At 57.3% G+C, this 26,972-nt stretch carries 22 protein-coding genes; 10 read left to right on the top strand and 12 right to left on the bottom strand.

Going from position 1 to position 26,972, the window contains the following annotated elements; genetic code table 11:
* The first annotated feature begins 5 nt into the window (after window positions 1–5).
* Window positions 6–1,955 carry a tyrosine-type recombinase/integrase gene (locus PLUT_RS09715; protein WP_011358601.1) on the top strand — a complete coding sequence of 650 codons (1,950 nt, stop codon included), beginning with the start codon at window positions 6–8 and terminating at the stop codon, window positions 1,953–1,955.
* Between the two features lie 30 nt (window positions 1,956–1,985).
* On the opposite strand, the gene PLUT_RS09720 is transcribed toward PLUT_RS09715, so the two are convergent.
* From PLUT_RS09720 to PLUT_RS12025, 7 genes are all read right to left on the bottom strand, one after another.
* Entirely contained in the window at window positions 1,986–3,083 is a 1,098-nt protein-coding gene (locus tag PLUT_RS09720) for an MraY family glycosyltransferase (RefSeq protein ID WP_011358602.1), read from the bottom strand.
* A 54-nt stretch (window positions 3,084–3,137) separates the two neighbouring features.
* Window positions 3,138–4,250, bottom strand: a complete 1,113-nt coding sequence (locus tag PLUT_RS09725; protein ID WP_011358603.1) for a Wzz/FepE/Etk N-terminal domain-containing protein — start codon at window positions 4,248–4,250, stop codon at window positions 3,138–3,140.
* 399 nt (window positions 4,251–4,649) lie between these two features.
* Entirely contained in the window at window positions 4,650–5,738 is a 1,089-nt protein-coding gene (locus PLUT_RS09735; protein WP_011358604.1) for an MraY family glycosyltransferase, read from the bottom strand.
* A 16-nt stretch (window positions 5,739–5,754) separates the two neighbouring features.
* Entirely contained in the window at window positions 5,755–7,131 is a 1,377-nt protein-coding gene (locus PLUT_RS09740) for a capsule assembly Wzi family protein (RefSeq protein ID WP_238974591.1), read from the bottom strand.
* Between the two features lie 3 nt (window positions 7,132–7,134).
* Entirely contained in the window at window positions 7,135–8,166 is a 1,032-nt protein-coding gene (locus tag PLUT_RS09745; RefSeq protein ID WP_011358606.1) for a Wzz/FepE/Etk N-terminal domain-containing protein, read from the bottom strand.
* 38 nt (window positions 8,167–8,204) lie between these two features.
* Entirely contained in the window at window positions 8,205–10,106 is a 1,902-nt protein-coding gene (locus tag PLUT_RS09750; RefSeq protein ID WP_041463923.1) for an SLBB domain-containing protein, read from the bottom strand.
* Window positions 10,107–10,165: 59 nt separating this feature from the next.
* Window positions 10,166–10,501 (bottom strand): helix-turn-helix domain-containing protein, encoded by a 336-nt coding sequence (locus PLUT_RS12025; protein WP_081423712.1) that lies wholly within the window; start codon window positions 10,499–10,501, stop codon window positions 10,166–10,168.
* Between the two features lie 424 nt (window positions 10,502–10,925).
* Between PLUT_RS12025 and PLUT_RS09760 the strand changes: the two genes are divergently transcribed.
* Together PLUT_RS09760 and PLUT_RS09765 are read left to right on the top strand one after the other, a co-directional pair.
* Window positions 10,926–11,474, top strand: a complete 549-nt coding sequence (locus tag PLUT_RS09760; RefSeq protein WP_011358609.1) for a phosphatase PAP2 family protein — start codon at window positions 10,926–10,928, stop codon at window positions 11,472–11,474.
* 177 nt (window positions 11,475–11,651) lie between these two features.
* Window positions 11,652–12,824, top strand: a complete 1,173-nt coding sequence (locus PLUT_RS09765) for a GAF domain-containing protein (RefSeq protein ID WP_011358610.1) — start codon at window positions 11,652–11,654, stop codon at window positions 12,822–12,824.
* 7 nt (window positions 12,825–12,831) lie between these two features.
* On the opposite strand, the gene PLUT_RS11920 is transcribed toward PLUT_RS09765, so the two are convergent.
* The 3 genes from PLUT_RS11920 to PLUT_RS11925 all read right to left on the bottom strand — a co-directional run bounded on the left by PLUT_RS11920 (window position 12,832) and on the right by PLUT_RS11925 (window position 17,051).
* A complete protein-coding gene (locus PLUT_RS11920; protein ID WP_041463924.1) occupies window positions 12,832–14,361 on the bottom strand; it encodes a hypothetical protein in 1,530 nt (509 codons plus the stop codon).
* Between the two features lie 51 nt (window positions 14,362–14,412).
* The gene (locus tag PLUT_RS09775) at window positions 14,413–15,711 is read right to left on the bottom strand and encodes a UPF0149 family protein (protein WP_011358612.1); all 1,299 of its coding nucleotides are present in this window, start codon (window positions 15,709–15,711) and stop codon (window positions 14,413–14,415) included.
* Window positions 15,712–16,004: 293 nt separating this feature from the next.
* Complete coding sequence (locus tag PLUT_RS11925) at window positions 16,005–17,051, bottom strand: plasmid pRiA4b ORF-3 family protein (protein WP_203415232.1); 1,047 nt, start codon at window positions 17,049–17,051, stop codon at window positions 16,005–16,007.
* A gap of 354 nt (window positions 17,052–17,405) precedes the next feature.
* Between PLUT_RS11925 and PLUT_RS11930 the strand changes: the two genes are divergently transcribed.
* Window positions 17,406–18,071, top strand: coding sequence for a helix-turn-helix domain-containing protein (locus PLUT_RS11930; RefSeq protein ID WP_203415233.1), 666 nt, complete (start codon window positions 17,406–17,408; stop codon window positions 18,069–18,071).
* Window positions 17,977–18,483, top strand: coding sequence for an ImmA/IrrE family metallo-endopeptidase (locus PLUT_RS11935; RefSeq protein WP_420825883.1), 507 nt, complete (start codon window positions 17,977–17,979; stop codon window positions 18,481–18,483). Before PLUT_RS11930 ends, PLUT_RS11935 begins: the two co-directional genes overlap by 95 nt.
* Window positions 18,484–18,517: 34 nt before the next feature.
* Here PLUT_RS11935 and PLUT_RS09790 read toward each other — a convergent pair whose 3' ends face one another.
* Together PLUT_RS09790 and PLUT_RS09795 are read right to left on the bottom strand one after the other, a co-directional pair.
* Window positions 18,518–18,904, bottom strand: coding sequence for a hypothetical protein (locus PLUT_RS09790; RefSeq protein ID WP_041463925.1), 387 nt, complete (start codon window positions 18,902–18,904; stop codon window positions 18,518–18,520).
* Window positions 18,905–19,033: 129 nt separating this feature from the next.
* Window positions 19,034–20,218, bottom strand: coding sequence for an AAA family ATPase (locus PLUT_RS09795; protein WP_011358615.1), 1,185 nt, complete (start codon window positions 20,216–20,218; stop codon window positions 19,034–19,036).
* A 367-nt stretch (window positions 20,219–20,585) separates the two neighbouring features.
* On the opposite strand from PLUT_RS09795, the gene PLUT_RS09800 reads away from it, so the two are divergent.
* The 5 genes from PLUT_RS09800 (at window position 20,586) to PLUT_RS09815 (ending at window position 26,723) form a co-directional block, all read left to right on the top strand.
* Window positions 20,586–20,957, top strand: a complete 372-nt coding sequence (locus PLUT_RS09800) for a DUF6088 family protein (RefSeq protein WP_203415234.1) — start codon at window positions 20,586–20,588, stop codon at window positions 20,955–20,957.
* The gene (locus PLUT_RS09805; protein ID WP_041463926.1) at window positions 20,941–21,168 is read left to right on the top strand and encodes a hypothetical protein; all 228 of its coding nucleotides are present in this window, start codon (window positions 20,941–20,943) and stop codon (window positions 21,166–21,168) included. The genes PLUT_RS09800 and PLUT_RS09805 overlap by 17 nt, the downstream gene beginning before the upstream one ends.
* Before the next feature lie 33 nt (window positions 21,169–21,201).
* Complete coding sequence (locus PLUT_RS11805; RefSeq protein WP_157858188.1) at window positions 21,202–21,351, top strand: hypothetical protein; 150 nt, start codon at window positions 21,202–21,204, stop codon at window positions 21,349–21,351.
* Between the two features lie 238 nt (window positions 21,352–21,589).
* Window positions 21,590–22,129 (top strand): D-glycero-beta-D-manno-heptose 1-phosphate adenylyltransferase, encoded by a 540-nt coding sequence (gene rfaE2, locus PLUT_RS09810; RefSeq protein WP_011358617.1) that lies wholly within the window; start codon window positions 21,590–21,592, stop codon window positions 22,127–22,129.
* On the top strand, window positions 22,116–26,723 hold the full coding sequence (locus PLUT_RS09815) for a translocation/assembly module TamB domain-containing protein (RefSeq protein WP_011358618.1): 4,608 nt from the start codon (window positions 22,116–22,118) through the stop codon (window positions 26,721–26,723). The genes rfaE2 and PLUT_RS09815 overlap by 14 nt, the downstream gene beginning before the upstream one ends.
* Window positions 26,724–26,972: the final 249 nt, after the last annotated feature.

The raw sequence follows: 26,972 nt of genomic DNA on the forward strand, positions 1-26,972 counted from the left end.
CCTGCATGCAGAAAAGCGACGAGACACGCCAACGGTTCCTGGAGCTGATCGAACGGCTCGACGGGGCCTATGCACCCAATACCATCCGGGCATACCGTGCCGATATGGAGGAGTTCATCGGGTACTGTGACCTGCACGGCCTCCCTGCCCTTCCGGCCGAGCCCTCAACCATCGCCCGGTTTCTGGAGAGTGTCACCGACATCGGCATCAAGAGCAGCTCCATCAGAAGAAAATCCTGCTCGATCAGCATCATCCACCAGCTCAGCGACCTTGAAGACCCGACGAAGAGTGAGGCGGTGAAGATCGCCCTGCGGAAAGTCTACCGAAAACTCGGGCGGCGGTTCACAGAAGCCCGGCCCATCACCCGCCCCATGCTTGAAGCGATGCTTCCGGAGCCGGAGGGCGACCTTCGCTCGAAACGCGACCGCGCCCTGCTCCTCATCGCCTATGACAGCCTGCGACGCCGTCAGGAGCTCACCAGCCTCCGCACGGAAGACATCGCCTATCATGAGGACTTCGCCATCGTGCAGCTCCGTAAAAACAAAGACGACCGCCTCTCTACCGGCCACTGGATCCGACTCGGAAACGAGGCCACCCTTGCCCTGAAAGCATGGCTGGATGCTGCCGGAATCGAGGAGGGCTACATCATCCGCGGCGTTACGAACAAGGGAGAGATAAGCGCGGAGCTCGGCGCTCGCCAGATAGGCCGCATCGTCAACCGCCTTGCCCGTGCCGCCGGGTTCGACGCGGAGATGGTGCAATCAATCAGCAGCAACTCCCTCCGCATCGGCGGCGCCCAGGACCTGCTCCGCAGCGGAGCGACATTCGCCCAGATCATGCAGAAAGGCGGCTGGGATAAAACCGACACCCTCCTGCGCTATCTGGAACGGACCCGCCAGCCTGGCATGATCTGCGAAGAGGGCTCGCCATACAGGACGGCAGCGGGCGGAGAGGAAGACATTGGGGACGAAGCAGACAACGGGGAGAAGTGTTCATGCCCCGGATACCGGGACACTCTTGCACGCCGGCGGTTCCAGTCGACGCTTGAGCAGATGGAAGGGGCGTACGCTCCCGGCACCCTCGTCGGCTACCACTCCGGCATGGAGTCGTTCATCCGCTACTGTGAAGAACACCGCCTGGCGGCCCTTCCCGCCTCGCCGATGACGGTCGCGGACTTTATCGGGAGCCTTTCGGAAAGCGGCATGAAAAGCCGCACCATCCAGAAGAAAGTCGAAGCCATCAGCGTCTTCCACCGGCTCGGCGACCACGACGATCCCACCAGAGCCTCATATACGCGCATCGCCATGCGGAAAGTCTACCGCAAGCTCGGCCGTCAGGCCCGGCAGGCATACGGCATCACCCGTCCCATGCTGGAAGGGATGATGCAGGCTGCCGGAGACAGAGGCATACACACCCTCTGCGACCGGGCCCTGCTTCTTCTGGCGTACGACAGCCTGCGCCGCCGTCAGGAACTTGTAGGACTCAGGATAGAGGATCTTGAGTACACGGAGGACGGCGCAGTCCTGCTGCTCCGCAAAAGCAAGACGGACCAGTACGGCGTCGGCCACTGGATCCACCTCAACCCCGAAACCGCTTGTACCCTGAAGGCGTGGATTGAGGCCGCAGGCCTTACGGAGGGGTTCATTCTCCGCACCATCGACCGGAAAGGCGAAATCAAAACACCACTCCGCACCGAAGAGATCTCGGCGATCTATAAACGGCTGGCCGAAGCGGCCGGTCTGGATGCCGCCATCGTCGGCCGCATCAGCAGCCACTCCATGCGGGTAGGGGCCGCCCAGGACATGCTCAATAGCGGCGCAACCCTTACCGAGATCATGCAGAAAGGGGGATGGATGAAATCCGATACCGTCATGCGCTATATCGACCGTACCCGCCCTCCGGGGCTTGTCTGCGAGGACGAAGAAACAAAGCCCCGATGTGGAGAGGATGACTGACCGAGGGCAAACCCTAACAGCCTGCAACCCTCAGCGGGACGCCCCGCCCCCGTCCTCCACAACAGGCATCCTTGAGAGCGCAGCGTGCATGACCCCGTAAACCAGAAATATACCGAGCACAGAAACCATCAGCACTCCTGTATCGCCGTAGAAAAAGGTTGCCGGAACAGCAAAACAAAACGCAAGCACCCAGCAGAACGGAGAGACCGCACCGTTGCGCAGACTGGGTTTCGGGCGGCTGAGGTAGCGCCGCACGATTTTGAGCTTCACGAGGCTGTGCAGATGGTTGGTGTCCGGCTGGCCGGGATGGCTGCGGGTCCATATGCGCCGGAACATGCTGAAGAGGGTCTCTATGAGAGGGTACGAGCATACCACGATGGGCGCCCATGGGGAGACTGACGGGTTGCGGGCAGGCAGCATGACGGCCGTCCAGGCGAGCAGGAACCCCATGAGGTATGCCCCGCCGTCCCCCATGAAGATCTTGCCGAAGGGGAAGTTGAGAAACATGAACCCTGCAACGCAGAGGATAAAGAGAATACAGAGCTTGGCCAGATGCGTGTCGCCCACCTGCCAGGCGATGGCGGCGAGCATGCCGAAGCAGATCATGAGTACACCTCCGGCAAGGCCGTTGAACCCGTCGATGATGTTGATGGAGTTAGCCACCCCGCCGACGGCAAAAGCGGTGAAGGCAACGGTGAAGGGCATCCATTGAAGCAGAACATCGAACCCCGGCACATCGACCCGCGTCAGGCTGTAGCCGGTCAGGTACCACGCGGCCACACCGCTCAGCATGGTCGCCAGAAGCCTGTCCCTCACGCCGACCCGTTTGGTGAGGTCTTCAATGAAGCCCGCCACGAATGCCGGCAATGCGGCTATGAGCATGAGCCCGAGAAGCAGCCCGCTGCCTGCTGGAAGCAGGAGCCAGGCAACAAACAGTGCGGCAAAAATGGCAAGCCCGCCAATACGGGGGGTTGGGGCTGTATGGAACTTCTGCACCCCGTCCGATGAATCATGCGTATGCTTGCCGTGCCAGCGCCCCGTGAGGACGATGAGCACCGACATGGCGGTACTCGTCAGTCCGACGAGCGCCGCCGTCGAGGGTTCGACAAGCTGAAGTTGCTGAGGCATTAAATGCTGGCGGTTGGGATGGTGGCGTGTTGGAAAAGAAATGAAAAGGAACAATCACTGCCAGCCGAGGGACTCCCTGAGCTGCCTCAGCTTCGACTGCTGCTCGCTGTCAGCAGCGGCGTTCTTCAATGCTTCAACAACAAAGGCCCAGAGCACGGCGAGAAACCCTGCTGCGAGGGCCGCGATGAGAACAATCTTCGAGCGCTGGGGCTTTGAGGGGTCCAGCGGCACATCAGCCCTGTTGAGCACCTGCACCCTCGGTGCCTCACGCTGTTCAGCGACTTTTGCGAGCTCGATCTGGCGACGCAGGGCGTCAAGCCGGGTCTCAGCGTATTTGAGGGCGCCGACGGCGCGGATATATGCCTGTTCTTTACTTGAAACCCGACTGATGAACGCCGGGTTGTTCTCGACGGCGGCAAGCTCTTCCCAGAGGGCGTTCAGCTGCTGGCGGGGAAGGCCGTCCTGAAAGGTGCCTGCATCGATATTGCCGATGACCACCAGTTCAACCTCTTTCATCGCAATGCGGGCCTTGAGCTCGGACGCAGCTTTGACGAGAGAGGCAACGTTCCCGCCCATCGAGCCTGATTTCGCACCCGCCTGCACCTCCTGCATGGCCGAACCAGCTTCTTCCAGCGTCCTTTCGGCATCGGGCAGCTGCTTTTCAAGAAGCATGCGCCGCTCTGCAGCAGGAGTCAGGATGAACTGGCTGGTCAGCTTCTGAAGCATCCCGGGATAGGCGTTGGCAAGAGCCGCAGCCCTTTCGGGGTTGCTGTCATCAACATCCAGCGTGATCGACCCGTCTTTTTCAAGCTTGACACTGGTGGCCTCCGTAATCACCGCTCTTGCATCACGCAGGCTCGTAACGCCGTAAGCCTTCTGAAGATCAAACCGTGCAACGAGACTGTCGCCCATCGGCTGGCTCTCGATGAGAGAAACAAATATGTTCTTGTCCTCGCCCCGTGGCAGCAATGTAGTTGTAGCGGTATACGTGACCGGCATAAACAGGGTCACCGCAGCGACAATGACGGCCACGGCAATCGGCAGGCCGAGAATGAGCTTTTTGTGCTTTGCGAGGGTTATGGCGAGGTCAAGGAGACTGATTTCATCGTCGTAGGGATCGGGGCGCTGAAATTGGGGATTACCAGTGGACAATGGAGCATCATGCATGTGCAATGCGGTTTTGCAGTATATAAAGAGGGGAAATTGCCCCGAAACAACCGCAAAACACCACTATAAAGCATAAGGCTTCGCTTCCTTCAGCTACAGAAGAAGGGGCATTGCCATGGTATTTTCAGCTGGCAACGGTAGACCCGCACTGGTGATGCGGCCTGCGGTCGTGCCGGGTAGCTGAAAATATAGGCATTCTTCCCTAATACTCATCAAAAAACCGAACAGACTGAAGTGACTTTTGTGCAAGTGCCTCTCATCGTAGAGTATGACGATACACAACATACATATAAAAAATATATACCATAAAGCGAACTGCACTTGAAACCATACGGATGAGGGCTACAGGGAATAAACTGCATGCATCCGAAACAATGCCCAGAAATCCCCCCGGTCCCGCTACTCCTGTTCGACGGCAGCCATCCGATACAGGAGGGCGTGCAAGAGGGCAAAGGCGGCAACACTGAGAGCCAAAATGAACTGGAGTGCAGCCGCTTTGGTGCTGAACCACAGGGCTGGAGCGGCAAACATGGCCGTGAGGACCCAAGAGACGGGTGATACCATCGCATTGCGCAGCCGTCTTGGAAAGCGGGAAAAGTAACGCCGGATGATCTTAAGCTTGATAAGACTGTGCAGGTGCTGCGAGTCGGCAGCACCGGGTCCGGTTCGGTTGATAAGACGGCGCAGTATGCTGAACAGGGTTTCAATGAGAGGGTAGGAGCACACCACAACAGAGGCCCACGGGGAAACAGCAGGGTTGCGCATGGGAAGCATGAGGGCGACCCAGGCCAGCATGAATCCCATGAAGTAGGCTCCCCCGTCCCCCATGAAGATCTTGCCGAACGGGAAGTTCAGCATCATGAATCCGCCAACCGATAAGGTCAACAGAAAACAGAGCTGCACCAGCACAAGATCTCCTGTCGACAGCGCTATGAGGCCGAGCGCCGTAAAACAGATCATCAGCACACCGCCAGCGAGCCCGTTGAAGCCGTCGATGATGTTTACGGCATTTGCTACCCCACCCACCGCAAATGCCGTAACAGCAAGGGAGACTGGCATGAGGGCAACAATGCGGTCAAGAGCGGCAATATCGCTGCGGGTAATGGCATACCCGGTCAGCATTGCAGCGAGAAGTCCGCTGAGCATGGTTGCAAGAAGCCGCTCACCGACACCCACGCGTTTGGTAAAATCCTCCGTCAGCCCTGCGGCGAACGCCGGAACAGAGGCAAGAAGCATCTGGCCGAGCAGACGGCCTGCTGCATCGGGGAGCAGCATCCATGCGACGAAAAGTGCCAGATAGAGAGCTACTCCTCCAATCCTCGGGGTGGGTTCGTCATGGAACTTCTGGATCCCGTCATGAGAGTCGAATGAGTGCTTTCCATGCCAGGACTTGCTCAGCACCAGTGCGCCCGATACTCCGGCACTGATGATGGGTGGATAGATCATCGAGGCATGAAAGACATCTGCGACTTCTGCGACATTATGCATAGAGCTGCGCCATAGTTCAGAGCAGCGATTTCGTTACCCTCAGCAGCATACCCGGATTCAGCTCACTCCCGCTCCCTGTATCGAGGCTCAGCTGCTGACTGAACGACCAGCCGTCTTTAAGGTACATCGTGTTGGTAACGTCAAGCGAGACAAGGTAGGTCTGCTCCTCACCTTCAAGGGGCGCACTGAAACTGCCGGAGTTGCGCACCCAGGCCACACGCAGCAGCGGGTTGAGCATCTCTCCATACTGCAGCATCAGGGATGCGTTGGCACCCGTAATGCGGTTGAGCGGGCTGTAGCCGTTATTTGCAAGGGAGATAAACCGGATGAACGGGTGGCCGATTCCCCACCCCTCATGCACCCAGCCCCCATAAGTGCCGTTGGTAAAGTAGTTGTCGGGTTCAGTAGGGGTTTTGCCGCCGCTCCGGGTATCGATGTATTCGACATTCAATCGCCGGAAGTGGTCCGAGGGTTCCTTGTTGATGAGGGAAAGACCAGCGAGGTAATCAGCAGGGTACCAGAAGCGCAGGCCGCTGCCGTCTTCGAACAGGGTCTGTATGTAGAGGTACCAGTCGCGGGAATACCCCTTGAACTGCAGGGCGTATTCGATTGAGCCGAGATGGTTGCCGAGCGCATTGATCTGATCGCTCTCCGTTGCGCTCTCATCCCCGCTCTTTCCGACAAGGATGCGGAGAAAATCCTTGAACCCGGACGGCTGACCCTCTCCGCCCCATTCGGCAAGGTGATGGATGCCGGCAAGAAAGTTTATGCCCTCGTCAGGCACCGTACTTCCGAGTTTGAGATAGAGAAACTTCTCATGCAGGTACGCATCGGGCAGATACTGCTCACTGCCCAACCATCCGTGCGCGAAGTAGGCATTGACTCCGAGCCAGTCGGCGACATCGACAAACCCGTTGGTGGATAGAGCTATTTTCGGTATGGGCGGTGCGTTGCGGCTGTAGGCTTCCGGACCGACGGTGAGGAGGCTGTCGGCAAGGCCGAAGAACTCGCTTTTGCGGCCGAGTGTCAGATGGAGATCGCTGAACTTGAAGCCGACATACGCATCGGTAAACAGCACATCGGAATCACCCGCTGTTCTTGCCGTCACATCAAGACCGTATGTCCAGTCGAACCGCTTGTAGTCATCGGCTTCTTTTCCAAGCTGCAGGCGGGTGAACGATGTAGTGCCGCTGTCGTCGGGAATAATGCCGTCACGGTTTGCCCACATCCAGAACGGAGGGTGGTCGTCCGAGGAGACCGCCGTGCCGGCTGTTATGTCGAAACGGTCGATCAAGTCCGGCTGCTGCGCACTGCCCCCGAGAGGAGCAATAAACAGCAGAAAGAACAGAATAAGGGTGGTACGGATACCCGGCATAGCAATGATGGGATTCAAGGGTTACCAGCGGAGATTTGCTTTCAATGCATCGAGCTGGGCTTCCTGCTCCTTATCCTCTTTGGCCTTCTGGAGGGCTTCAGCAACAAATGCATACAGGACCGCAAGGAACCCTGCAGCCAGTGCCGCAATCAGCACAATCTTGCTCCGCTGCGGTTTTGACTTATCCTCTGGCACAACGGCTTTCTCGAGCACCTGGATGACAGTGCTCTCTTTCGATTCATCGAGCTTGGCCATTTCATACTGCTTGGCAAGGATTTCGTAGAGAGTCTCGGCATATTTGAGATCGCGGACCTTGCGGATATAACGGAGGGCGATGTCGGGAGCCTGCCCGGTTCCCATCAGCTGGCCGGCCTGCGCGTCCAGCTGAAGGACCCCGGTTCTCTGCTGCAGCTGCTTCAGGCTGACTTCAGCATCGGCCAGCCCCTCTTTTGCCAGATTGAGCTGCTTCTCGAAAAAGATGCGGCGCTGTGAAGCGTCAGTGACCGCAAACACCTGCGTCAACTTCTGGAGCTCTTCCGTGTACCCGTTGGCAAGTACTGCAGCCCGCTTCGGGTCCTGGTCATCGACCGCAATGGTGATGAGCCCATCCTTGCCCGTTGTCACCGTTGTCGCATCACCGAGCGCCTCTCGTGCATCGGCAAGGGTTTCTGCCTTGTATACATCCTGCAGCTTGAAGCGCTTGATCATGTTGTTCTGCAGGGGCCTGCTCTCAAGCATTGCCACATAGGTGTCATTGGGGTTCTTGATGCCGAGGGAACTGCCGCCAAGCCCGCCGAGAGCACCGAGCTGGCTGAGCATGGCCGATGCGCTCGACTGCTGCTGCGGGGGAAGAATGCGGGTATCGGCAGTGTAGATGTTCGGCTGGAAGAGGGTGTAGATGGATACGATTACCGCGACCGCAAAGGGAGCCCCGATGATGAGCTTCTTGTACTTGGCAAGGGTGATGGCGAGATCAAGCAGACTGATCTCGTCTTCGTAGCCGTCCTGCATTGCTGGCTGCCTGCTCTGAGCTGGAAGTATTGATTCTGCCATGAGTATGAGATGCGTTGATTACCGTGAAGTGAGCTGGATTATTTCAGTGCGTTGAGGCCGGCGGCACCAAGACCGAACTGGTAGAGGATGGTGGTCCAGTCTTTCAGCGACTGTGTCAGGCTCTTGCCGCGCGAAAGCTTTTCGGGAACAACGATTGCGTCACCCGGGCTTACATCCGAGCCTCCGCTGTGGCGACGGCTTTTTACCGTACCATCCGCACAGATGCGGTACACTGCTCCCCGGTCACCGGTAGGACTGACCCCACCAGCAAGAGCCAGATAGTTGCTCACGCTCCGCTCATCTTTGAAGATGAAGGTGTTCTGCTGGTACACGGCGCCGATGACATCGACCGTTGAGGGTCTTTCGGGAATATAAATCCTGTCGCCATCCTGCAGGGGGAAGTCGGGCAATGCATCGATGCCTGCATCAGCACTCGAGATATCCAAAATTATCCTGCCCTGTGATTTCACAGCACGGAGTTTCCGGACCAGATTGCGCGAGGCTTCGTACTCGCCTTTGATATTGGCCGTTTCTGCCTGGTCGGTTGCGTTTTTCAGGCGTTGCTTAACGCTGATATCAATCTCTTTCTCATAGCGATCAACCGCTTCATCGATCTTGACCTGCTGCTCCCTGCGCACACTTTCACGATTCAGCTGGGCTCCATAGACATAACCATCTTTGGATATACCACCAATACGAACCATAAGGCTTTTCAGTGTCTCCGATGGCTGTAGCTCAAAAACACCGTTCTGCTTTACAGATCCGTCGACCCGCACAAAAGCGCGTTCAATTTTAGCCTGGATCGGCACGGCCGAAGGGGCCACAATGCGGATAATGTCGGTCGGGACAAGCGGAAGCTTCGCCAGCTCGTTCTGTACTGATATCCAGTCAGCCTTCAGCTCCTTGATGGTTTTGTACCGATGGTCTACATTTTTTTCAACGATGACTGTTGTGAGGTCAGCGGCCGACTCAAAACCACCGGACCACATGAGAAGATCAGCCACGGAGGCTTTTTCTTTCAGCTCAAAAATTGCCGGCTGCTTGACATCACCGAACACAGCAACCTGCGGGCCTATTGCTGGAATGTATATGACATCGCCATCTCGAAGCGAGAGGTCAGAGGACGTGTTGCCATGCAGAAGAATGGCATACAAGTCAAATGATACAAGCGGGGAGCCAGAACGCTTCAACTTGATATTGCGCATACTGCCAGTTACCGATGGACCGCCGGAAGCGAACAAGGCGTTGAGCAGGGAACTCATTGCGCTGAGGGTGTAGGTCCCTGGGCGAAGAGCATGACCGGTCACATAAATCTGCACGCTTCGGGTACGTGCAACCGTGGCACTGAGTTCAAAGTTGGTGAACACCCGACCGACAGCTTTTCTAAGATGCGCGTCAAGGTCACGATACCGGACACCTGCGATATGGATTTGACCGACTCTCGGAAGATAGATGGTTCCATCACGGTTGACTGCCAAGGAAATATTGACATCAATCATTCCCCAACCGAGAATCTGCAGGACATCACCGGGGCCAATGACATAATCGGCATTGACCTGAACCGCATTGAGGGGGGCATAAGTAGAAGGAACCTTTGTAAACAGATCTCGCCCGAAGACAGGAAGAGCGGATCCGGTTGTCGCAGAAACATACTCCTGAAAACTGCTGGTAATATTGAGTGACGGCCCAGCAATCTGAGCATCGGGTACTACCGGGTTATCATCAACTAACGCACTCTGTGCAGGCCTCATGCTCTGGGGTATGGGCATAGCCTGCTGAACTCCACCTGGAGCAACAAATGACGAAACTGATGGCATCATCATGGAGCCAGTTTGAGCGGCGCTTAACGCACTGCCTGAAGTGGCCGCATTTTCAGCAAACACACAAGCCGGCAGCACAACAAGCGCCGCAGCCGCAACAATGAATTGACGGTATCTCATAGGGGATTTTGGGGGTATGGAGGGGGAGAAAAAAACAGGAAAAGCTTCGCTACCTTCAGTTACACATGAAGAGTTCTCGGAGAGAAAACTCCCAAACCCGATCCCGGCCGCGCTTCAATAAATAAAAACCGGCAGCGACCCGCCAGAAGCCCTACAACCCTATTCTTTTTGGATGTTTGCTTCGGGGGGGGGGGGGGGTAAACAAGGTCCTTCATCAAGTCGTGCATCGCCAGATTCAATGCATCTGCGATCTTGGCATAATTCAGGAGCGTGATATTGCGTTCACCCCGCTCGACCATGCCGATGTAGGTTCTGTGCAATCCCGCCTTTTCAGCCAGATCCTCCTGCGAGAACCCCTGCCTCACACGCTCATGCCGGATGTTCTTTCCCAGCATACGGATGATGTCACCAGCAGAAGACATAGAGTACTCTCATTTGGAATGAAGGACCAGGCCGTTGAGGGAATTACACCGAATAGCCACACAAAAAGTCACACAACACACAGATAAACACAGAACAAAACACATCGGCACTATAATACCACTCGACATCGCGAGAGTCTACATGCTATACATAGACCGACTATTAATAGCAGATTATCCCGAAAAAAGAAATCAATATAGCGGTCCGGATAGTACAAAGGCTGTCCTATCCAAGTTATTATGGTACGACGTGGGGAAGAAAGTATTGCGGGTTTTCTGCGCATTATTCGTAACATTGCCATACAGCCCTATACTCGTAATCAAGATGGTCCGTGACTGACGGCCCGGGGAAGCCGTGCAGGAAGTGCGGCGAGACAACGATATCCCGCTTACCTCCATGAAGAAAATTCATTTCAGATGTCTTGCGGCCTTGTGGCTGCTGCTTGCCGGACTCAGCGGAAGATCAGGGCCGGCATATGCCGCCGACGGCATCGAAACGGCAGGGACCGCCCTGGCGGCTGCACTCCCTGCCGCTGCCGGGGGACTTTGCCTGCTGCATGAAGACAGAGAGGGCGCAGTGCAGCTGCTGGAATCGACCGCACTGACCCTTGGCGTTACCTACGCACTGAAATATGCCATTGATGAAGACCGCCCGGACGGAGGGACGCACTCATTCCCGTCGGGACACACCTCGGTATCTTTTTCAGCCGCCGAGTTCATGCGTTCCCGGTACGGATGGAACTACGGCCTTCCTGCATACGCCCTCGCCGGGTTCGTTGGGTGCAGCCGGATAGAGGCTGACCGTCACCATGTGCACGATGTGCTCGCAGGAGCCGCGGTCGGCGTCCTCAGCAGCATGCTCTTCACAACGCCCCGAAACGGGCTCCGGCTGTCAGCAACCGCCGACGATGGAGGTTGCGCCCTGCACCTCACCCTGATCCGGTAACCACGACAACAAAAAAGCGCCAGCCTGTTGTGGATCCCGCCTTTACAGAACTGCTTCCTGCCAGAAGATGCTATCAATAGTCTATTGCACGGAAGAGCCCAAGACGTTATTTATCTTAACATAAGGGCCCATCAGATCGCCCGACTCCTCCAGGTATGTTCCAGTCAGTAGATACAGATGTCCGTGGATTCCTCCGACAGCATCACCCGCCTTCTTGGTCTTCGCGTACGACGTTGGCGCATGGCCTTGGGCTATTCTCAAGAAAAACTGGCTGAATGCGCCGGCCTGCACCGAACCTACATCGGAACCGTTGAACGCGGAGAGCAGAACATTACGGTAGCCAATGCCGAGAAAATCGCAAACGCTTTACACGTAACGCTTTCAGACATTCTGGGAACCCAGCAGTTACGAGAGTTCTACGAGCTGTTTCCAGGCAGCTTCTCCATCATGAACCCAGAGGGCAAAGTGATTGCCTGGAACCCGTTCATGCGCGATGTCATTGCCGGAGTGCCGGAGGAAGCAATGTACGGCATCGATGGGATGGCAACCGTTCACCCCGATGACCGGGCCTTTGCCATTGAGCAGTTTTCAGCCATTCTCAGCTCAGGCAATGAAATAACCGGTGAAGCCCGGGTGCTGCTGAACGGTGGACCCGAGTATGTCTGGCGTTCGATTTCAGGGCGACGAATCGAGGTGGATGGGGAAGCATGCGTCCTTGCGTTAGGAATAGATATTACCGAACACAAGCGGCTTGATGCCGTGAGAACCTATACTGACCAGCTCTTCAGCATGGATGAGTCTGTCAGCGTGGATGTACTGCTGCAGACTGCGCTTAATGCCGCTGAAGAGATTACGGAAAGCTCTACGGGGTTTTGCCATTTCATAGGGGACGAACGCATTGGGGACCAGCCGGCTCAGATCTGGTCAAGCAACGCGGCCAGGATGCTCGAGCATGCGGGAATCGTGAGCGCGCGACGCGACCACCTGAACTCGTCGGACGTATGGAAAGATATCATAGAGTCGAAGCAGGCTGTAATCCATAATGATGGCGCATCCATCAGAAAAATACGGGGCATACCCTCTGATGCCCCAAGCCATATCTCCAGAGAACTGCTCATACCGCTCAAGAAATCCGGTCAGGTCGCAGCCATTTTCGGCGTTGCAAACAAGCCCTTCAACTACACGGATGATGACGTGGCCATCGTGACACGGATTGCCTCCCTGATGTGGAATGTCGTTTCCCGCCGGATAGCAGAAGAAACTGTCCGGAGGATCAAGAGCTCCGTGGAGCCCAAAGCAGCAATCCGTTCGGGACACAGCTCAAGACCGCATACACGGCACGGCAGCTGAGTGCCCCTCACGCCGGCCCCCCGCTTTTCTCAACACCTTTCTCAACACTTTTCTCCACCTCATTAAGCACCTCCATCAGCCGCCGCTTTGCCTTGTGCCGCAACCGAAGCTCCTTGAGCATTGCAGTCCACTCTTCCTGCCGGCCTGTATCCCTATAGACCCTCTGCATCTTCAGCATAGAGCCGGAAGCCTCCATATAGGCCTTCGGCTTCACCTCACCAATCAGGTTGTCGATGATAAGGCGCCATATCGAGAGCGAAAGATCCGGATGGGTTACGGCCACAGCATCGGCAACCTGTTCACCGATGCCCCTGTAACAGCCCCCGTGCCCGCAAAGATCCCGGTACAGTGCGACCGCATCATCATTGCGCATTTCATAGATGGCGATTTCAATCAGGAGGTTCCGGTTCGGAAACGACCGGGGGCCCCGGCTCTCAGGAACAACCGCCCGGCCGGTCTCCGGCTCAGGCAGCACCCATGCGCCTTGCTCCGTACCGGAAAAAGCGGGACAGCGTCCGTTCAACAGATATCCCATCACAGAGTCCCGGACAGCCGGCCAGACACCCGCACCCTCCGCCGCATTATGCAATTCCCTGAACGCCTCCACCCCCGGGCGCTCGAAAAAGTCCTTTTCCCGGTAGGCAGCCGCCATGAGCCAGTTTTCCTCCATTTCCGCCAGTTCCCGAAGCCGCCGCTGGAGCTTTGCGGCGATGCCGGGCGCATCCTTGAAGGTCCGCATATATCCCTCTCTGCACCAGTGCCGCGCCCGATTTGTGTCACCGGCCTCAAGCAGAAGCTTGACAAGGGCATCATACTCCCAGGTGGCATCGGCCTCCGCTTCAAGCAGAGGAATGATCCTGCCGCCTTCACCGGCCCGCCGGTACGCGTCCATCAACTGCCTGACCACCACGGTGCGCAGGTCTCTCTCCCGCCACCGGTCGAACTCCGGAACCGACATATCCCGCAGCCGCTCTTCAAGCACAGCACCAAGGTCGTGCCAGACGGGTGCGGTGTAGCGCGCATCATCAAGCAGGACGTCCACACCCGAAAGCAGTTCGCATTCATCTTCATAAAGGGCCTCAAAGAGCCATGACAGCTGATCAAGCTTCGAGCGCCTGGTGTCGGGCAGTGCCTTCAGCACCAAGCGCATGCAGTCCGATATCCCCATGGCCGTCTCGCCCTCATCATGGGCGTTCGAGACCTGTACCGTGCCTCTCTGCAGCAGTTCACGGCCAAGATCGAGAACCGCATCAGCATGCCCCCGCTCAAGAAGAGCCCGGAAGCGCAATTCAACATGGGAATAATCGGGAAGCGATTCGCCGCAGTCCTGGTAATCCGACCACGCGTCAAGGGAAGTCAACCCGCGGATCTCCTTCTGCAAGGCGCAAACAAGCGGTCCAACGCTGCCGCTTTCCAGCTGAACACGGTCCCGGACCCACCTGGCTACCCCCGGAACTTCGCGGGCAAGCCCCGCCACCATGGCCACCAGCTCATCCCTGCCTGCTCCCTGGAGCATCGACTCAATATCCATCATCATCCCGTAGTGTTTTTGTTCAGAAGAGATGCGCGCCACCGTGCCGGACACCCCTCAGCCACCGTCTCCCCCGCCACAGCACTTCTTGTACTTCTTCCCGCTCCCGCAGGGGCAGGGGTCGTTCCGACCCGGCTGCCGGCTGCCCCGTACCGTCCGATTCAAGCCCTGCTCAGCAAGATATGCCTCACGCCACGGCTGCCAGTACTCCTGCAGGTCCAGCACACACCCGCCCAACTCGTCAATCAGATCCTCTTTCATGGCAAGCATCTCATTTTCATCAACCCCGGACTCCTCGTCAAACACCCCCGACAGCAGGGCAAAAGGCGTCATCACCCGCCGTCCCTCCTCATCGCCATAGGTCCGCGTCCACACATCCTCATCAATCATTGTGCCCAGCAGAAACCCGGCCGACCAGTCCACTGCCGCCTGCAGCCGCTCTTCACCCGGTTCAAACTGCAGATTCTCACATAACGGCAGGTAATTGTCAGGATCATTGGTGAGCTGACGCACCACTGCGTTGAAGTATGCGTAGATCAGCCCCATCCCCTTTTCCATCTCCGCCTTCGAAGCAAAATCCGGCTGCCGGCCCGGAGCCTCCATATCCCACACCAGCGGCAGCCACCTGCTCGGCATGATGGTTACCGGATGAACGGCAAGCGCCGAAAACAGCCCGTCAAGCGCAAGCATCGACATCGCCCCTTCAGGAAGCGCATCCGAAGAAAGAAACTCCTGAAGTTCCATCAAAAACTCCTCTCCCGGCTCAACCTCAGCAACGGCTCTCATACGGGAGCCCGAAAACCTGTTCTTCACCTGATCATTGAATACACTGCAGTCAAACGCCTCAGGCTGAAACCCCTCGCCAAGCAGCTGCACTGCCGCTTTATGCTCCTCTTCATCCAAAACATCCTTAAAGCTTTCAAGCAGCATAAGATACCCTGGCACCCCTCCGCAATCCTCCGGCGGGCACGCTCCGCTGCCACCAAGGCACCAGAGCGGATCATCATCCTCCCCGATTTCCGATACCTTTTCAAGCACAACCTCATGCTGCCAGTCATCACCTAAATCATAACAGTACAGACACCGGTCACCCGGTTCGCGGAGCAGATCCGACAGGAGATACTCCCGCTCATCAAGCACATCCGGACTGTCCTCATCACCGTCAATCGGACCATACCGCACCCTCTCGCTCTCTTCGCCGCCCTCAAACTCATGCAGATGCATGTTCTCCCACCCCATCACCATCTGAATCACCATATGGACAAGACCCAGATGAGCGTCATCGGGAATCCTGATCCGCCGCCACACCGCGGGCTCTGCACCGAGCAGCGATACACGAACCTCATAAACCACCATACGCACCTCACCTCAAGCATTATGTTGAAAAAAATCAATCTGGCACAACATCCCGCAATGGACATTCCGCAATGACCATCCCGCATATACAGGACAAAAAAACCAACAGCAGGCGCGCCAACAGATACAGTACAGAACCAAAGGGCAGATTAATGTTCCATAAAGGAACCGGAAAGGGCCCCGAAAGGGACCGGAAAGGGACCGGAAAGGAACCGGAAAGCAACCAATAATGACTGCTCCTGAACCGCTCACCCTCTCCCCGCGATTCTATCAAGTGGCCATCCGCCCCCTCTTCATATCTCCCACTCCCCCCGGGGCAGCTGCCTGTCACGGGTCCACCGCTGGTAATCCACCAGCCGGTCGTTGATTTGAAGGATATCTACCTTCGCCCTGTCAAAACCCCCACCCGGCTGCTGGCGCTCGCCGTACCACACCCTGAACTGCTCATGGTCCGGGTGTCGGGGATCGGCCATCACCCGGCAGAATTCGCTGAAGCCGTCAGGTCCTCCGACATCCTCGGGCGGGGGCGCACCCTCGCCCTCCAGGCACCAGACGGGGTAATGGATGCCCCGGGGCTCGAAACGGCTGTGCTCAAGGGTGAGCTCATGTTCCCAATAGTCCCCGAAATCATAGATGTAGCTGAACCGGCGTCCTTTGCGGCGCACGAGGTCCTGCAGCCGATAGCCCGCTTCGTCAAGAGGGCGGCCCGGATCATCCGGGTCGAGGTGCTCCATAAAGCACGTCCTGCCGATTGTGAACTGATGCACATGATAGTCATCCCATCCCATGACGACCTGCAGCACATCGTGCAGCCGGTCGAGCGTGATGCTCCCGGGCACCATGAAACGACGCCATATCTCCGGCTGGACGTCCTGCAGGGTGATGCGCATAAGGTAATAACGATCAGTGGGCTCTCTGAACGTGGTGCCAAAGGGAATTTCCGGATCACTGAAGGGACCCTCAAGCAGGCGTGCGACCTCATGGCCACACACCCCGCAGCGCCCCTTCAGGAGGAGGTCTCCGGCGAGCATTGAGCCGGAATACCCGACAATGGGAACGCCTTTCCGGCAGTTCGTGCAGAAGACATGGGCAAGAATCTGCTCCTGAAATTCCGGGGGAACGGAGTCCCAGCATGCCGCGGCCTCCGGAGAAAATCCGGGAAACGGGATGATGGCCATCTGTAATAGCAGGTTGGTGCCGGCAATGAGCACGGGGCCGGCGGGGTTGATGCTTCGGCTTGAAAACGCCCTGAAAGATACGACGATCTGTATGGAAATCCAGAACAACCGGGACCTGCTGCTCTGGAGGCCGAAGAGACTGCTCTCTCTCTCTCTCTGCACGAACCATGAAATCCATCTCTCTGCATAACCACCAGACCACACGCCCTCATCCGGGTATGGCTGTGCAGCCGTAGAACAGGCTTTCAATGGTGTTTGCCCTGGCCTCGCGATGCGTATACACTGAATTTTACGACATGTCGGGCATGATAGAACAATAAAAGCGACAGATCCCGGCATTGCATGGCCGTACTGCAACAAATCACGACAAAGGACGCTTCACCGATCCAGGGGGCGCCAACCGAATCGCGGAAAGACCTTTCCATAGTACCCTTTGGCATTACCCTCGTTGTTGCTGGGTTGGTTTAAATATTTTCTAAACTCAACGAGAGCTCAAACCTTTCTACGGGAGGAAAGATGATCGGAGAACGCATCAGGCAGGCAAGGCAGATAGCCGGACTGACCTTGCTGCAGCTGGGTGCAGAGGTGGGCGTTTCAGATACCGCCATCCAGAAATACGAGCGAGGGGTCATAACCCCATCCTCATCGCAGCTGCTCGCACTGGCCGAGGCGTGCAATGTCCGTACCGAATACTTTTTCCGCACATCGTCCGTGACCCTCCGTCACGAAGAGTTCCCAAAACGCTCCACCTTCGGTAAAACAGCCAGGGAAACCATCCGGCTCAAAGTCATCGAACGCGCCGAACGATGGGTCCGGCTACTCGACGCCTTTCCTAAACCGCCCATCCCCACATTCACAGTACCTGAAGGGGTGAGGCCATACATCGACGACCCGCTACAAATCGTAGCGGCCGCCGAAGCCGTCCGAGAAGAGTGGAAGCTCGGCATTGATCCGATTGCGGACCTGTGCGGCAGCCTTGAGGCCCTCGGATTCATCGTCATAATGCTCAATGAGAACGACCCCCTGGTTTTCCGGGTTCACCGCCGAAGCGCACACCGCTTCCGGGCGGACATATCCCCTCATCGCTATTTCCCGACGGTGGCCGGGCGACCGCCAGCGCTTTACCCTTGCGCACGAGCTCGGTCACAGGCTGCTCTCAGGGCGCCTTCGCGGCGGAATTGATGAAGAGAATGCATGCGACCGCTTCGCAGGTGCGTTTCTTGCCCCCCGTTCCTCGGTACAGTTCCTTCTTGGCAAAGAGCACTTGAAAATAGAATGGCAGGAGTTACTGAAACTCAAGCATGAATTCGGCCTGTCGATGCTGGGCTGGCTGATGCGGGCCCGTCAGTGCGAAATCATTACTGATGCGGTCTATACGAAGCAGATCAAACAGTTTTCGGCCAGGGGCTGGCGAAAGAAGGAGCCGGGCCCGCCCTTGGCCGAAGAATCCTCGCAGTTCTTCGAACTGTTTGTGTGGCGTGCGCCGGGCGAAGGATGCATAACCCCGTCCAAGGCTGCCGAACTGCTCGGCATCCCGCTCATCATCCTCCAGAAAAAAAGGCTGATCGAACAGCACGATGATGCTCCTCAATAGAGACGATAACATGAACCGGAACGCTTTGATCTATTCAACATCCCTCAAAACACCTCAGCAGTCGATCCAGCTCGGCAATCCCCTTCCTCGACAGATCAAGCACGGGCCTTGAAAAACTACCCGCATAACTCTGACGCTCCATCAGGTCAAGGTCGAGCAATTTCTCAATCTGTTTCTTGCATTGCAGACACCGTTCTGGCGGACGGTGGCCGAGAATCGCAAGCAACAGCCCCTCAAGGCATGGCATAGAACCGACCATTTCGATGCCGGATTTTCGTGCGCTCTTTGTTACCCGGTCGGCCCATTCAATGTCGGTGTCAAGCAACACGACACATGCATCGTAACAAAAGCGCTGACTCAGCTTCACGGCATACCCGATGACATGCTCGGGCCCTTTTCCATGGGCATTGCGTACGCTCACACTGACCCCTTCCCTCCGGGAACAATACAAATCACGAAGATGCGTGAGAAAAAACAACCTCAGAGTCCCCTTCACCAACCGCAAGCAGGGTTTTTCTGACCTGCCGCTGTTGTCGTCGGACCCCCATCCTCATAGCTGTGGAATGGCGCCATAGGCGCCTGCCATGTACTTGGCGTACAGGTTGTCATCAGCACGAACGCCCTTGAGGCTGTCCAAGCGCCAAGCATCGCTCACGCCCTCATCATCCTTTTCCACCAGCACGACCTGAGCTTTGTGAAGCAGGCTCAACACCTCAATCGAGTGGCTTGTGAACAGGATCTGTGCATGGTGCGGGTTCGTTGCCGGCGAGAAAAAAAGGTCAAGGAGAGGGGCAAGCATATGGGGGTGGAGATCAGCCTCAAGCTCGTCGATGACAGCCAGCCCCCCATACTGCAGGGCAGGGAGAATGCGGGAGAGAAGAACGAACGCCCCTTGGGTACCGCTGGACTCATGCAGGAACATCAGGCGATGCTCCCTCCCTCCGACCCGGTGCACGCCGAACGGAACATTGATCTCCTTGACTGTGCCACCCTCATCCCTCACCGCCTGTTTCTCAATCTGCACATCGATGAGGCCGAAATCCCACTCGTGCAGAAGGGCTGCCATCCGAGTTTTGAAGTTGGCATTGCCGGCATAGAAATCCGATGCCAGAAGTAGCTGATTATGATCCGCCCCCAGCCGACCAAATGCATGGACATTACTCCAGACGTTTGCTGACAGCAGCCGCAGTGCAAGAGGCACTTCGTACTGGGCGGCTGTCGAAATCAGCGATGCATTCTCGCGCACTTTCCCGGCCTCCTTTCCGAGGAGGCCGAACTGACGTTGCTTGACTACATACCCCTTCTTCCCGGGACTCCAGTCGCGGACAAAGACATAGGAGAAGGAACGGGTCTGACGGGAGTAGAGTGACTCGTGATACACCCGCTCCCTTGAAGCTCGCAACCGGTAACGCCACTCCCGTCCGTCCAGCTGGAACGAAACCTCGAACGTGCTGGGCTCGGACTCTCTGGAAAAATGCGCAAAAAGGGGAATCGGTTCGTCCGGCTTTGCCTGGAAGGAGTGCCTGACGAACCAGTCCACAAAAACCAGGGACTTGAGCAGAGCGGTCTTCCCGCTCGCATTTGGTCCGATGATGGTGACAGCCTTTGACAGACGGGTACCGTCTGCAAGACCAACGGACCTGCCGTCCTCGGGGGGATGGCCGTTCAGCTCCAGCGAGATCCGGACAGAATCTCTAAACGACTGGAAGTTCTCAAGAGTAAAAGAGCGCAGCATAGTTCATCATATTAGGCCGTTTTCAACAAATATTTGTATAATAATGACTTTTATCATGAATACAAACTCATATAGAAACAAGAACGAACGGAATATTCAAGAACCCTTACCCACCTTAATTCCCGGCTGATTTATAACTATGTCCCCGATAATTCTTTGAGAAACTGACTGTTATGCGCAAATAGGCCTTTGTTATAAAGTCTCGGGAATTTAAGGATGTATAGGAAGGATTCTTGCTTTCTTTCCTTTGCCGCTAGGTTGGAAGTGTCGTATATTTGTGTTGAGGATGTGTCGTATTTTTGATTGATTAAGACCTTTATTTAAAATGAGTAGGAAGGGAACGGTAGGCGCTAGAATTACTGCGAGAGTGGCGCGGACGAAAGCATCGGTTTTTATCCGTGATGACTTCCGTGACATCAGCGACTATGACCAGGTTGGAAGGGTGCTCAGGACGTTGACGAAACAGGGGCAGCTGATTCGCCTGGGGTATGGTGTTTATGTCAAGGCGAAAAAGTCGCCGATCAATGGTGAGCCGGTTCCCGTTGCTCCATTGCCTGTTATCGCCAAAGAAGCTCTGCAGCGTCTGGGAATTGAAACGCTTCCATCCCGTCTTGAAAACGCCTACAATGCCGGAGAGACAACACAGGTTCCTACCGGGCGTCTGATCGGTGTGAAGGGGCGCATTAGCCGGAAGCTTGGTTATCGGGGGGCCTTTGTCAGCTATGAACGTGCGTCCTGAGCAGGAAGAGTTTGACGAACTGGCGCTGCTTACAGGAATCGATCCGTCTTTTATTGAAAAGGATTGGTTCGTAACTCAAGTAGTCGCAGCTATTGCATCCTTTGCGTATGAAGGGTTCCTGTTCGTATTTGGTGGCGGAACGGCTCTGGTTTTTGTTGCACCATTGATATACGGAATTGACTGGGAACACAGGACAGGACATGCTCTATGAGGATCATTCTGCGATAACGGGTGCTGAAGAGGTATGTTGACAAAAGGGCACCATTCATTCTACCTTGATATTTATCTGGACGGAAAGCGGGATTACGGCCACATCCTGACCGAACCGACCAAGCCTCAACGCCAGATACTCAAGGCTCTCGACATTCCCTTCCTTGAAGAAAGCGCGGCATAGTTATACAGTCTCGGGAATTCAGGTTACCCAACCGGCAACACGAGATGAAAAGAACCATCGAAGCAAACGATGCAGAAGAATCTGCTCTTAGCGCTCTCTGCGGGAACGACATCCCACGAGGCTACAGTCTTTTGGGAGAATCCGGGGAACATTTTTTGGGCTGAAGCATTTCCAGAAAAATATGCATTATACTATAGATTAGAATTTGAGAGCCAAACGATGCAGAGGGCTGAATGTAATGGGTGACTACAAGGCAAAGCTTCTCACGCGCCTCGATGCGCGTGACCAGGTCAAGGAGTGGCAGCGGGAAGGGCTGCGGGTGGTGTTCACGAACGGATGTTTTGATATCCTGCATGCCGGCCATGTCGGTTACCTCACCGAGTCGAGGAGGCTTGGAGACCGGCTCATCATAGGACTGAACAGCGATGCCTCGGTACGGAGGATTAAAGGCCCCCTGCGGCCGGTATGCAGTGAAGAGGACCGCGCTGCGGTGCTCTCAGCGCTCCGGGCGGTCGACGCCGTCACTCTTTTCGATGAAGACACCCCTGAAGAGCTGATAGGGCTGCTCCTGCCGGACATCCTTGTAAAAGGAGCCGACTGGGCGGTGGAAAACATTGCGGGCGCCAAAGCGGTGCTTGCCCAAGGGGGCAGCGTACTGAACGTGCCGCTGCTTGAGGGCCGCTCCACCACCGGCATCATCGAACGGATAGTTGCCGCATACGCCGGAGAGCGGCAGTTGACCGCCAGGGGCGGAGGGGACCGGGGTGGAACACCTTAAACAGCTTGCAATACGGATTCTGGCGGCACTCTCCGCACTCCTCCTCCTGCTCTCGCTCCTTCTGGCGATAGTGCTCAACAGCGGCGTACTCAACCACTGGGCGAAAGAAGCCGGTACGGCCCTTTTCAACAAGGAACTGACCGGGCGGCTTGAGCTTGAGGGGGTAGAACTCAAGTTCCCGAACCGCGTGACCCTCATCCGTCCCCGGATCTATGAGCCCGGAGAACGCATTCCCGCACTCTCTGCATCGCGGGTTTCGGCGCGCATCAACTTCCTTCCCCTTCTGCAAAAGGACATCACCGTCCTCCGGTTCCGCAGAATCAGCGCCGATTCCCTCACTGCAAGAGTGACTGAGCGCGAGAACGGAAAACTCAACCTTGCCGTCATCTTCACTCCCCGCCAGCCCGATTCCACAAAGCCGGGACTGCAGGAGTTTTCCTGCCGCCGCCTCCGGCTCCAGAATGCCGCAGTATCCTACACGCCCTTTGCCGCGTCCGGCACTGCAAGGGCAGCCGTTGCCGCCCGGAACCTCGACCTCCGCCTCTCAAACTTCACCCTGCAGGAAAAGCTCCTGAAGGGATCCCTTGAGCAGCTCCGCTTCACACTTCCCCGTGAACGCTTTACCCTCCGGGAAGGGTCGGGACAGTTCTTCATTACCGATAAGCGGGCCGAGGTGATAGGCCTGAAAGCCGCCGGCGGAAAGAGCCGGGCAACCCTCTCCCTCTCACTCGACGCCATTGACCTGCACCACTTCGACCCCGAGCATGCCCTCCAGACGGGGAGTTCGTTCGTGAACGTGGAGGAGATCCTGCTGGACACCGACGACATCGCAATGCTGGCGCCCGGGGTTCAGCTCCCCAAAGGCACCTATACCCTTAAAGGCAATATGAAAGGCAACGCCCGCGAAGCCGAGCTGCTCGACCTTCTTGCCACCCACAACGGAAGCCGCCTGAAGCTGAAAGGCCGCTTCATGAACCTGCAGGACAGGGAAGCGCTGGCCTACACCATCACGATCGACAGCTCGAAGGTGAGCGCACCGTTCCTCTCAGCACTCTCACCGGAAGGAACCGTGCGCCAGATTGCGGAGCAATCGGGCGGCGTGTCGTTCACCGGCAAGGCCGAGGGAAACCTGACAGCCGTCAAGACCGATGTAGCCTTTACGACCGGAGCCGGAAAAGGATCACTCGAGGCGACGGCCACAACAACCCCGAACAGCGGGGTGCACTACGCCGGCATACTTGAACTCCGGGAGTTCGAGCCGCACCGGCTCGTCCAGATGGACGGCATAAAAAGCCGCATCGCCCTGAAGGGAACCATTGAGGGGACGCAGTCGAGGGAAGGCATTGAGGACATGAAAGCCGAGGTGGTGCTCGGCGAGTCCCTGTGGCACCGCCAGCAGGTTCAGTCGGGCCTCATCCGGGCGGACTACCGCAACAGGAACCTGCAGTACAGCGTGGAGATGAAGGGTGCAGAGTCCACCGGCCTCTCGCTCGAAGGGAACATGAACTTCAGCACCGCAAACCCGGCCTACAGCCTTGGCGGCACCCTGGAGGGCATCAATATGGCCCGCCTCCTGCCCTCCAGCACCTACAGCACCGACCTCGGCGGCGCGGTTGCGCTGAAAGGCGAGGGGTTCGACCCCTCCAGCCTCAACCTCGCCCTCACCGTCCGCTTCACGCCCTCATCCCTGAACGGCCTCCGCATCCAGGACGGCTCCCGCCTCAGCGCCGAAGTTGCCCAGTCGGACGGGGCCTCCGAGATTACCCTTTCGAGCGACTTCATGGACCTGCAGCTGCAGGGCAACTACTCGGTGCAGCAGCTCGCAGCACTCAGCCAGTACGCAGCTGCGGGCATTACACGCGAAGCAGCAAAGGAGAACATCTGGTCAGGCGCCGCGCCCCCGCCGCTCAAGGCCGACCCGGTGCTGAAAAAACCCTTCATCCTCAACTACAGCATCAATGTGAAGGAAAGCGCTCCGCTCGAGCTGTTCCTGCCTCTTGGAGACCTGTCGTTCAGGGGAAGTGCGGTGGGGCGTGCACTGTCCGCCGCAGGCCTCTGCTCGGTCACATCATCGATCGACGTACCAACCATCCTTTCCGGTTCAGGGGGAAAACTGCCGACGGGCAGGAACAGCAGCGACCTCTCCATCAGCGGACTGAATGTGCAGGCACAGCTGGAGTGCGATGGAAGCGGGGCTGAGAGCCTCTCGCTTACCGGCAGGACCCGGGAAGCCGAAACCCTCGGCCGTAAGATCGGCTCCGCTTCGTTCTCCCTCCGCTACGCCGCATCCACCTTAGACCTGAAGCTCGATATGGATGTGCCCGAACCGGGAGGGCGGATCACGCTCGATGTGGCGGCGGTACGCAGCGGCAGAACCTACCGGCTGTCAGTCAACCGCCTCTCTCTGGCCGACAGCTCCGGCATATGGTCGACCGCCGGCACCCCGCAGGTGCTGGTTGAGCGCTCCGCACTGCGCTTCAACCGGTTCAATGTCGCTAAAGGCACACAGAAGCTGGTGCTTGAGGGTGACCTCTCAAGCCGTGAACCGGGTTCGTTCACAGCCAGCCTTACGGGGTTCCGGCTCGACGAACTGCAGCGATTCACCCTCGACCCTTCGCTTGCGCCCCTCTCCGGAACAATCGATGCCTCGCTCTTGATCAGCGGAAGTCCCGCATCAAAAACCAGCACACTCGACGTAGAGGGACGCAACGTCCGTTATGACCGGTTCCAGATCGGCCGTCTCCAGGCATCCCTCCGCCACCGCCCGGGCACCCTCAGCTTCCAGATGGAGAGCAACGCCGCAGGGGGTGCCGGTGGCGGCACCCTCGCCCTGAACACCATCACAGGCTCGGGAACGGTGCCGCTCGAACTCAACTACTTCCCGCTCCGTATAGCGGTGCCGGACCGCCAGCGCATCGAGGCATCGTTCCAGTCCCGGAACCTGTCGGCAGAGGTGCTGGAGTTCGCCCTCCCCTTCTTTGCCTCCGCTGAAGGCATGGTACCCTCAACGCTGCGCATCGAAGGCCGCACCCCCTCACCCGAAGTCTACCTCCAGAGCGAACTGCGCAATACGAAAATCAGGGTGGCGCCGACTGAAGTCGCCTACACCCTCAACGGCGACATCGTCGTGACCCCGAGGCAGCTCGAGCTGCGCCAGCTCCAGCTGAGCGATTCACTCAAAGGAACCGGTACCCTCTCAGGCACCCTGCAGCTCCGAAACCTCGAACCCGGCGCGATCTCGGTAGACGCAAGGCTGCGCAACCTCCTGCTCTACAACAAGAAAGACAAGAAGGACGAAACCTCGTTCGGCACCATTGTGGGCACAAGCCCCGGCATGCGCCTCCGGGGCGACATATCCGCACCGGTACTTGAGGGCGAGCTGCGGGTCAACCAGGCATCATTCTCGCTCTACCGCTCGGGGGCAAACGAAAGCACGAAGTATATAGGGGCGGAGAAGTTCATCGAGTTCGTTCCCCGCTACCCCAAACCGGTGCTGCCCGGAGACAGGCCGGCATTAAAACGCCCGAAGGACGCGGAGTTCTACTACTCGCTCATCGACATTCTGGAGATCAGGGACTTCAAGCTCTCGGGGCAGGAACCGATGCGCTACAGCATGATCTTTGACCGGCTGCGTGGTGAAGGGCTTGAAACGACGGTCAACAACCTCTCGCTCACCGTCAACAAGCACAACCAGCAGTACCGGCTGTTCGGCTCCGTGCAGGTGGTCGGCGGCAAGTACCGGTTCTCAAACTCCAACTTCGACCTCGAGGACGGAGGGCGCATCAGCTGGAACAACGACGAGATACGAAACGGAGCCATTACGGACCTCTACGGCTCGAAGTTCGTCAGCGCCCTCTACCAGCCCACTGCCGAGCGTGACAACGTGAAGCTGCTGCTGGCCATCACCGGCACCATCAACGAGCCGCGGGTAGCGATGGGATACTACCTCAACGAAACCGCCCAGCCATACGCCGCAACCACCACCCTCGGCAGCCACTCGGCACAGATCGACCCGAACGCCGAACTGAACGTGATCTCCATGCTGCTCTCACGGCAGTGGTATATCCGGCCCGGAAGCAACGGAGCGGGGGGCGGAGGCATTGCCGCCTCCAGCGTCGGCCTTTCAGCCGGCACCGGGCTGCTTTCCGCGCAGGTATCGAGCGCCGTTCGCAACCTTGCCGGATTGGAAAGTTTCAACCTGAACGTCGGCACCGGAGAGGATGGCGCACTCACCGGCCTCGACCTCTACTTCGCCATGCATGTACCCGGCACTGGAGGCAAGCTGCGCTTCATCGGCACCGGCAGCTCCTCGGACATCAAGCAGTCGTCCCTCTTCGGCCAGTACGGCACGTCCCAGAAACTTGAATACCGCATCACCCCCAAAATATCCGCCGAAGCCTACCGCTCCTACGGCCAGAGCTCCAGCGAACTCATCAGCACCAACCTCCAGAAACCCACCGAAACCTGGGGCGTGAGCCTCTCCTACAAAGAGCGCTTCCATACCTGGGACCAGTTCTGGCGCCGCATCACCGGCAAAAAGCAACAGAAAGAAAAGCCCGCCCGGGAAAAAGAGCAGGAAATGGTGCCGCGCTGAGGAATTCGAAAGAGGCTTAAGGCAGAAGAGAGATGCCGTATCGAATTCGGTGTACGATAGTTGTTCAAGACTACCCTTCAGGCCCTGACAGCCATCTCATCCAGCGCCCGGTAACCACAGAGCGCTGGAACGGACTGTTTGGCTTTTCCGGCTCTGTCATTGCAAGCCATCCATGCTGAAAGCCCTGGAAGAATATGGCGACTGTACTTCGTAGTGTGAGCAGAGCAAGTCCTCAGTGCGTCAGTATCT

This window comes from Pelodictyon luteolum DSM 273 (genome assembly GCF_000012485.1).
Taxonomy (GTDB): Bacteria; Bacteroidota; Chlorobiia; order Chlorobiales; family Chlorobiaceae; genus Chlorobium; species Chlorobium luteolum.

What these genes read in the sequence shown, in the direction of transcription:
- PLUT_RS09715 (WP_011358601.1), top strand. Translation starts at nt 6, where the DNA reads ATGCAGAAAAGCGACGAGACACGCCAACGGTTCCTGGAGCTGATCGAA.
- PLUT_RS09720 (WP_011358602.1), bottom strand. Translation starts at nt 3,083, where the DNA reads ATGCCTCAGCAACTTCAGCTTGTCGAACCCTCGACGGCGGCGCTCGTC.
- PLUT_RS09725 (WP_011358603.1), bottom strand. Translation starts at nt 4,250, where the DNA reads ATGCATGATGCTCCATTGTCCACTGGTAATCCCCAATTTCAGCGCCCC.
- PLUT_RS09735 (WP_011358604.1), bottom strand. Translation starts at nt 5,738, where the DNA reads ATGCATAATGTCGCAGAAGTCGCAGATGTCTTTCATGCCTCGATGATC.
- PLUT_RS09745 (WP_011358606.1), bottom strand. Translation starts at nt 8,166, where the DNA reads ATGGCAGAATCAATACTTCCAGCTCAGAGCAGGCAGCCAGCAATGCAG.
- PLUT_RS09750 (WP_041463923.1), bottom strand. Translation starts at nt 10,106, where the DNA reads ATGAGATACCGTCAATTCATTGTTGCGGCTGCGGCGCTTGTTGTGCTG.
- PLUT_RS12025 (WP_081423712.1), bottom strand. Translation starts at nt 10,501, where the DNA reads ATGCTGGGAAAGAACATCCGGCATGAGCGTGTGAGGCAGGGGTTCTCG.
- PLUT_RS09760 (WP_011358609.1), top strand. Translation starts at nt 10,926, where the DNA reads ATGAAGAAAATTCATTTCAGATGTCTTGCGGCCTTGTGGCTGCTGCTT.
- PLUT_RS09765 (WP_011358610.1), top strand. Translation starts at nt 11,652, where the DNA reads ATGTCCGTGGATTCCTCCGACAGCATCACCCGCCTTCTTGGTCTTCGC.
- PLUT_RS11920 (WP_041463924.1), bottom strand. Translation starts at nt 14,361, where the DNA reads ATGATGATGGATATTGAGTCGATGCTCCAGGGAGCAGGCAGGGATGAG.
- PLUT_RS09775 (WP_011358612.1), bottom strand. Translation starts at nt 15,711, where the DNA reads ATGGTGGTTTATGAGGTTCGTGTATCGCTGCTCGGTGCAGAGCCCGCG.
- PLUT_RS11930 (WP_203415233.1), top strand. Translation starts at nt 17,406, where the DNA reads ATGATCGGAGAACGCATCAGGCAGGCAAGGCAGATAGCCGGACTGACC.
- PLUT_RS09795 (WP_011358615.1), bottom strand. Translation starts at nt 20,218, where the DNA reads ATGCTGCGCTCTTTTACTCTTGAGAACTTCCAGTCGTTTAGAGATTCT.
- PLUT_RS09805 (WP_041463926.1), top strand. Translation starts at nt 20,941, where the DNA reads ATGAACGTGCGTCCTGAGCAGGAAGAGTTTGACGAACTGGCGCTGCTT.
- PLUT_RS11805 (WP_157858188.1), top strand. Translation starts at nt 21,202, where the DNA reads ATGTTGACAAAAGGGCACCATTCATTCTACCTTGATATTTATCTGGAC.
- rfaE2 (WP_011358617.1), top strand. Translation starts at nt 21,590, where the DNA reads ATGGGTGACTACAAGGCAAAGCTTCTCACGCGCCTCGATGCGCGTGAC.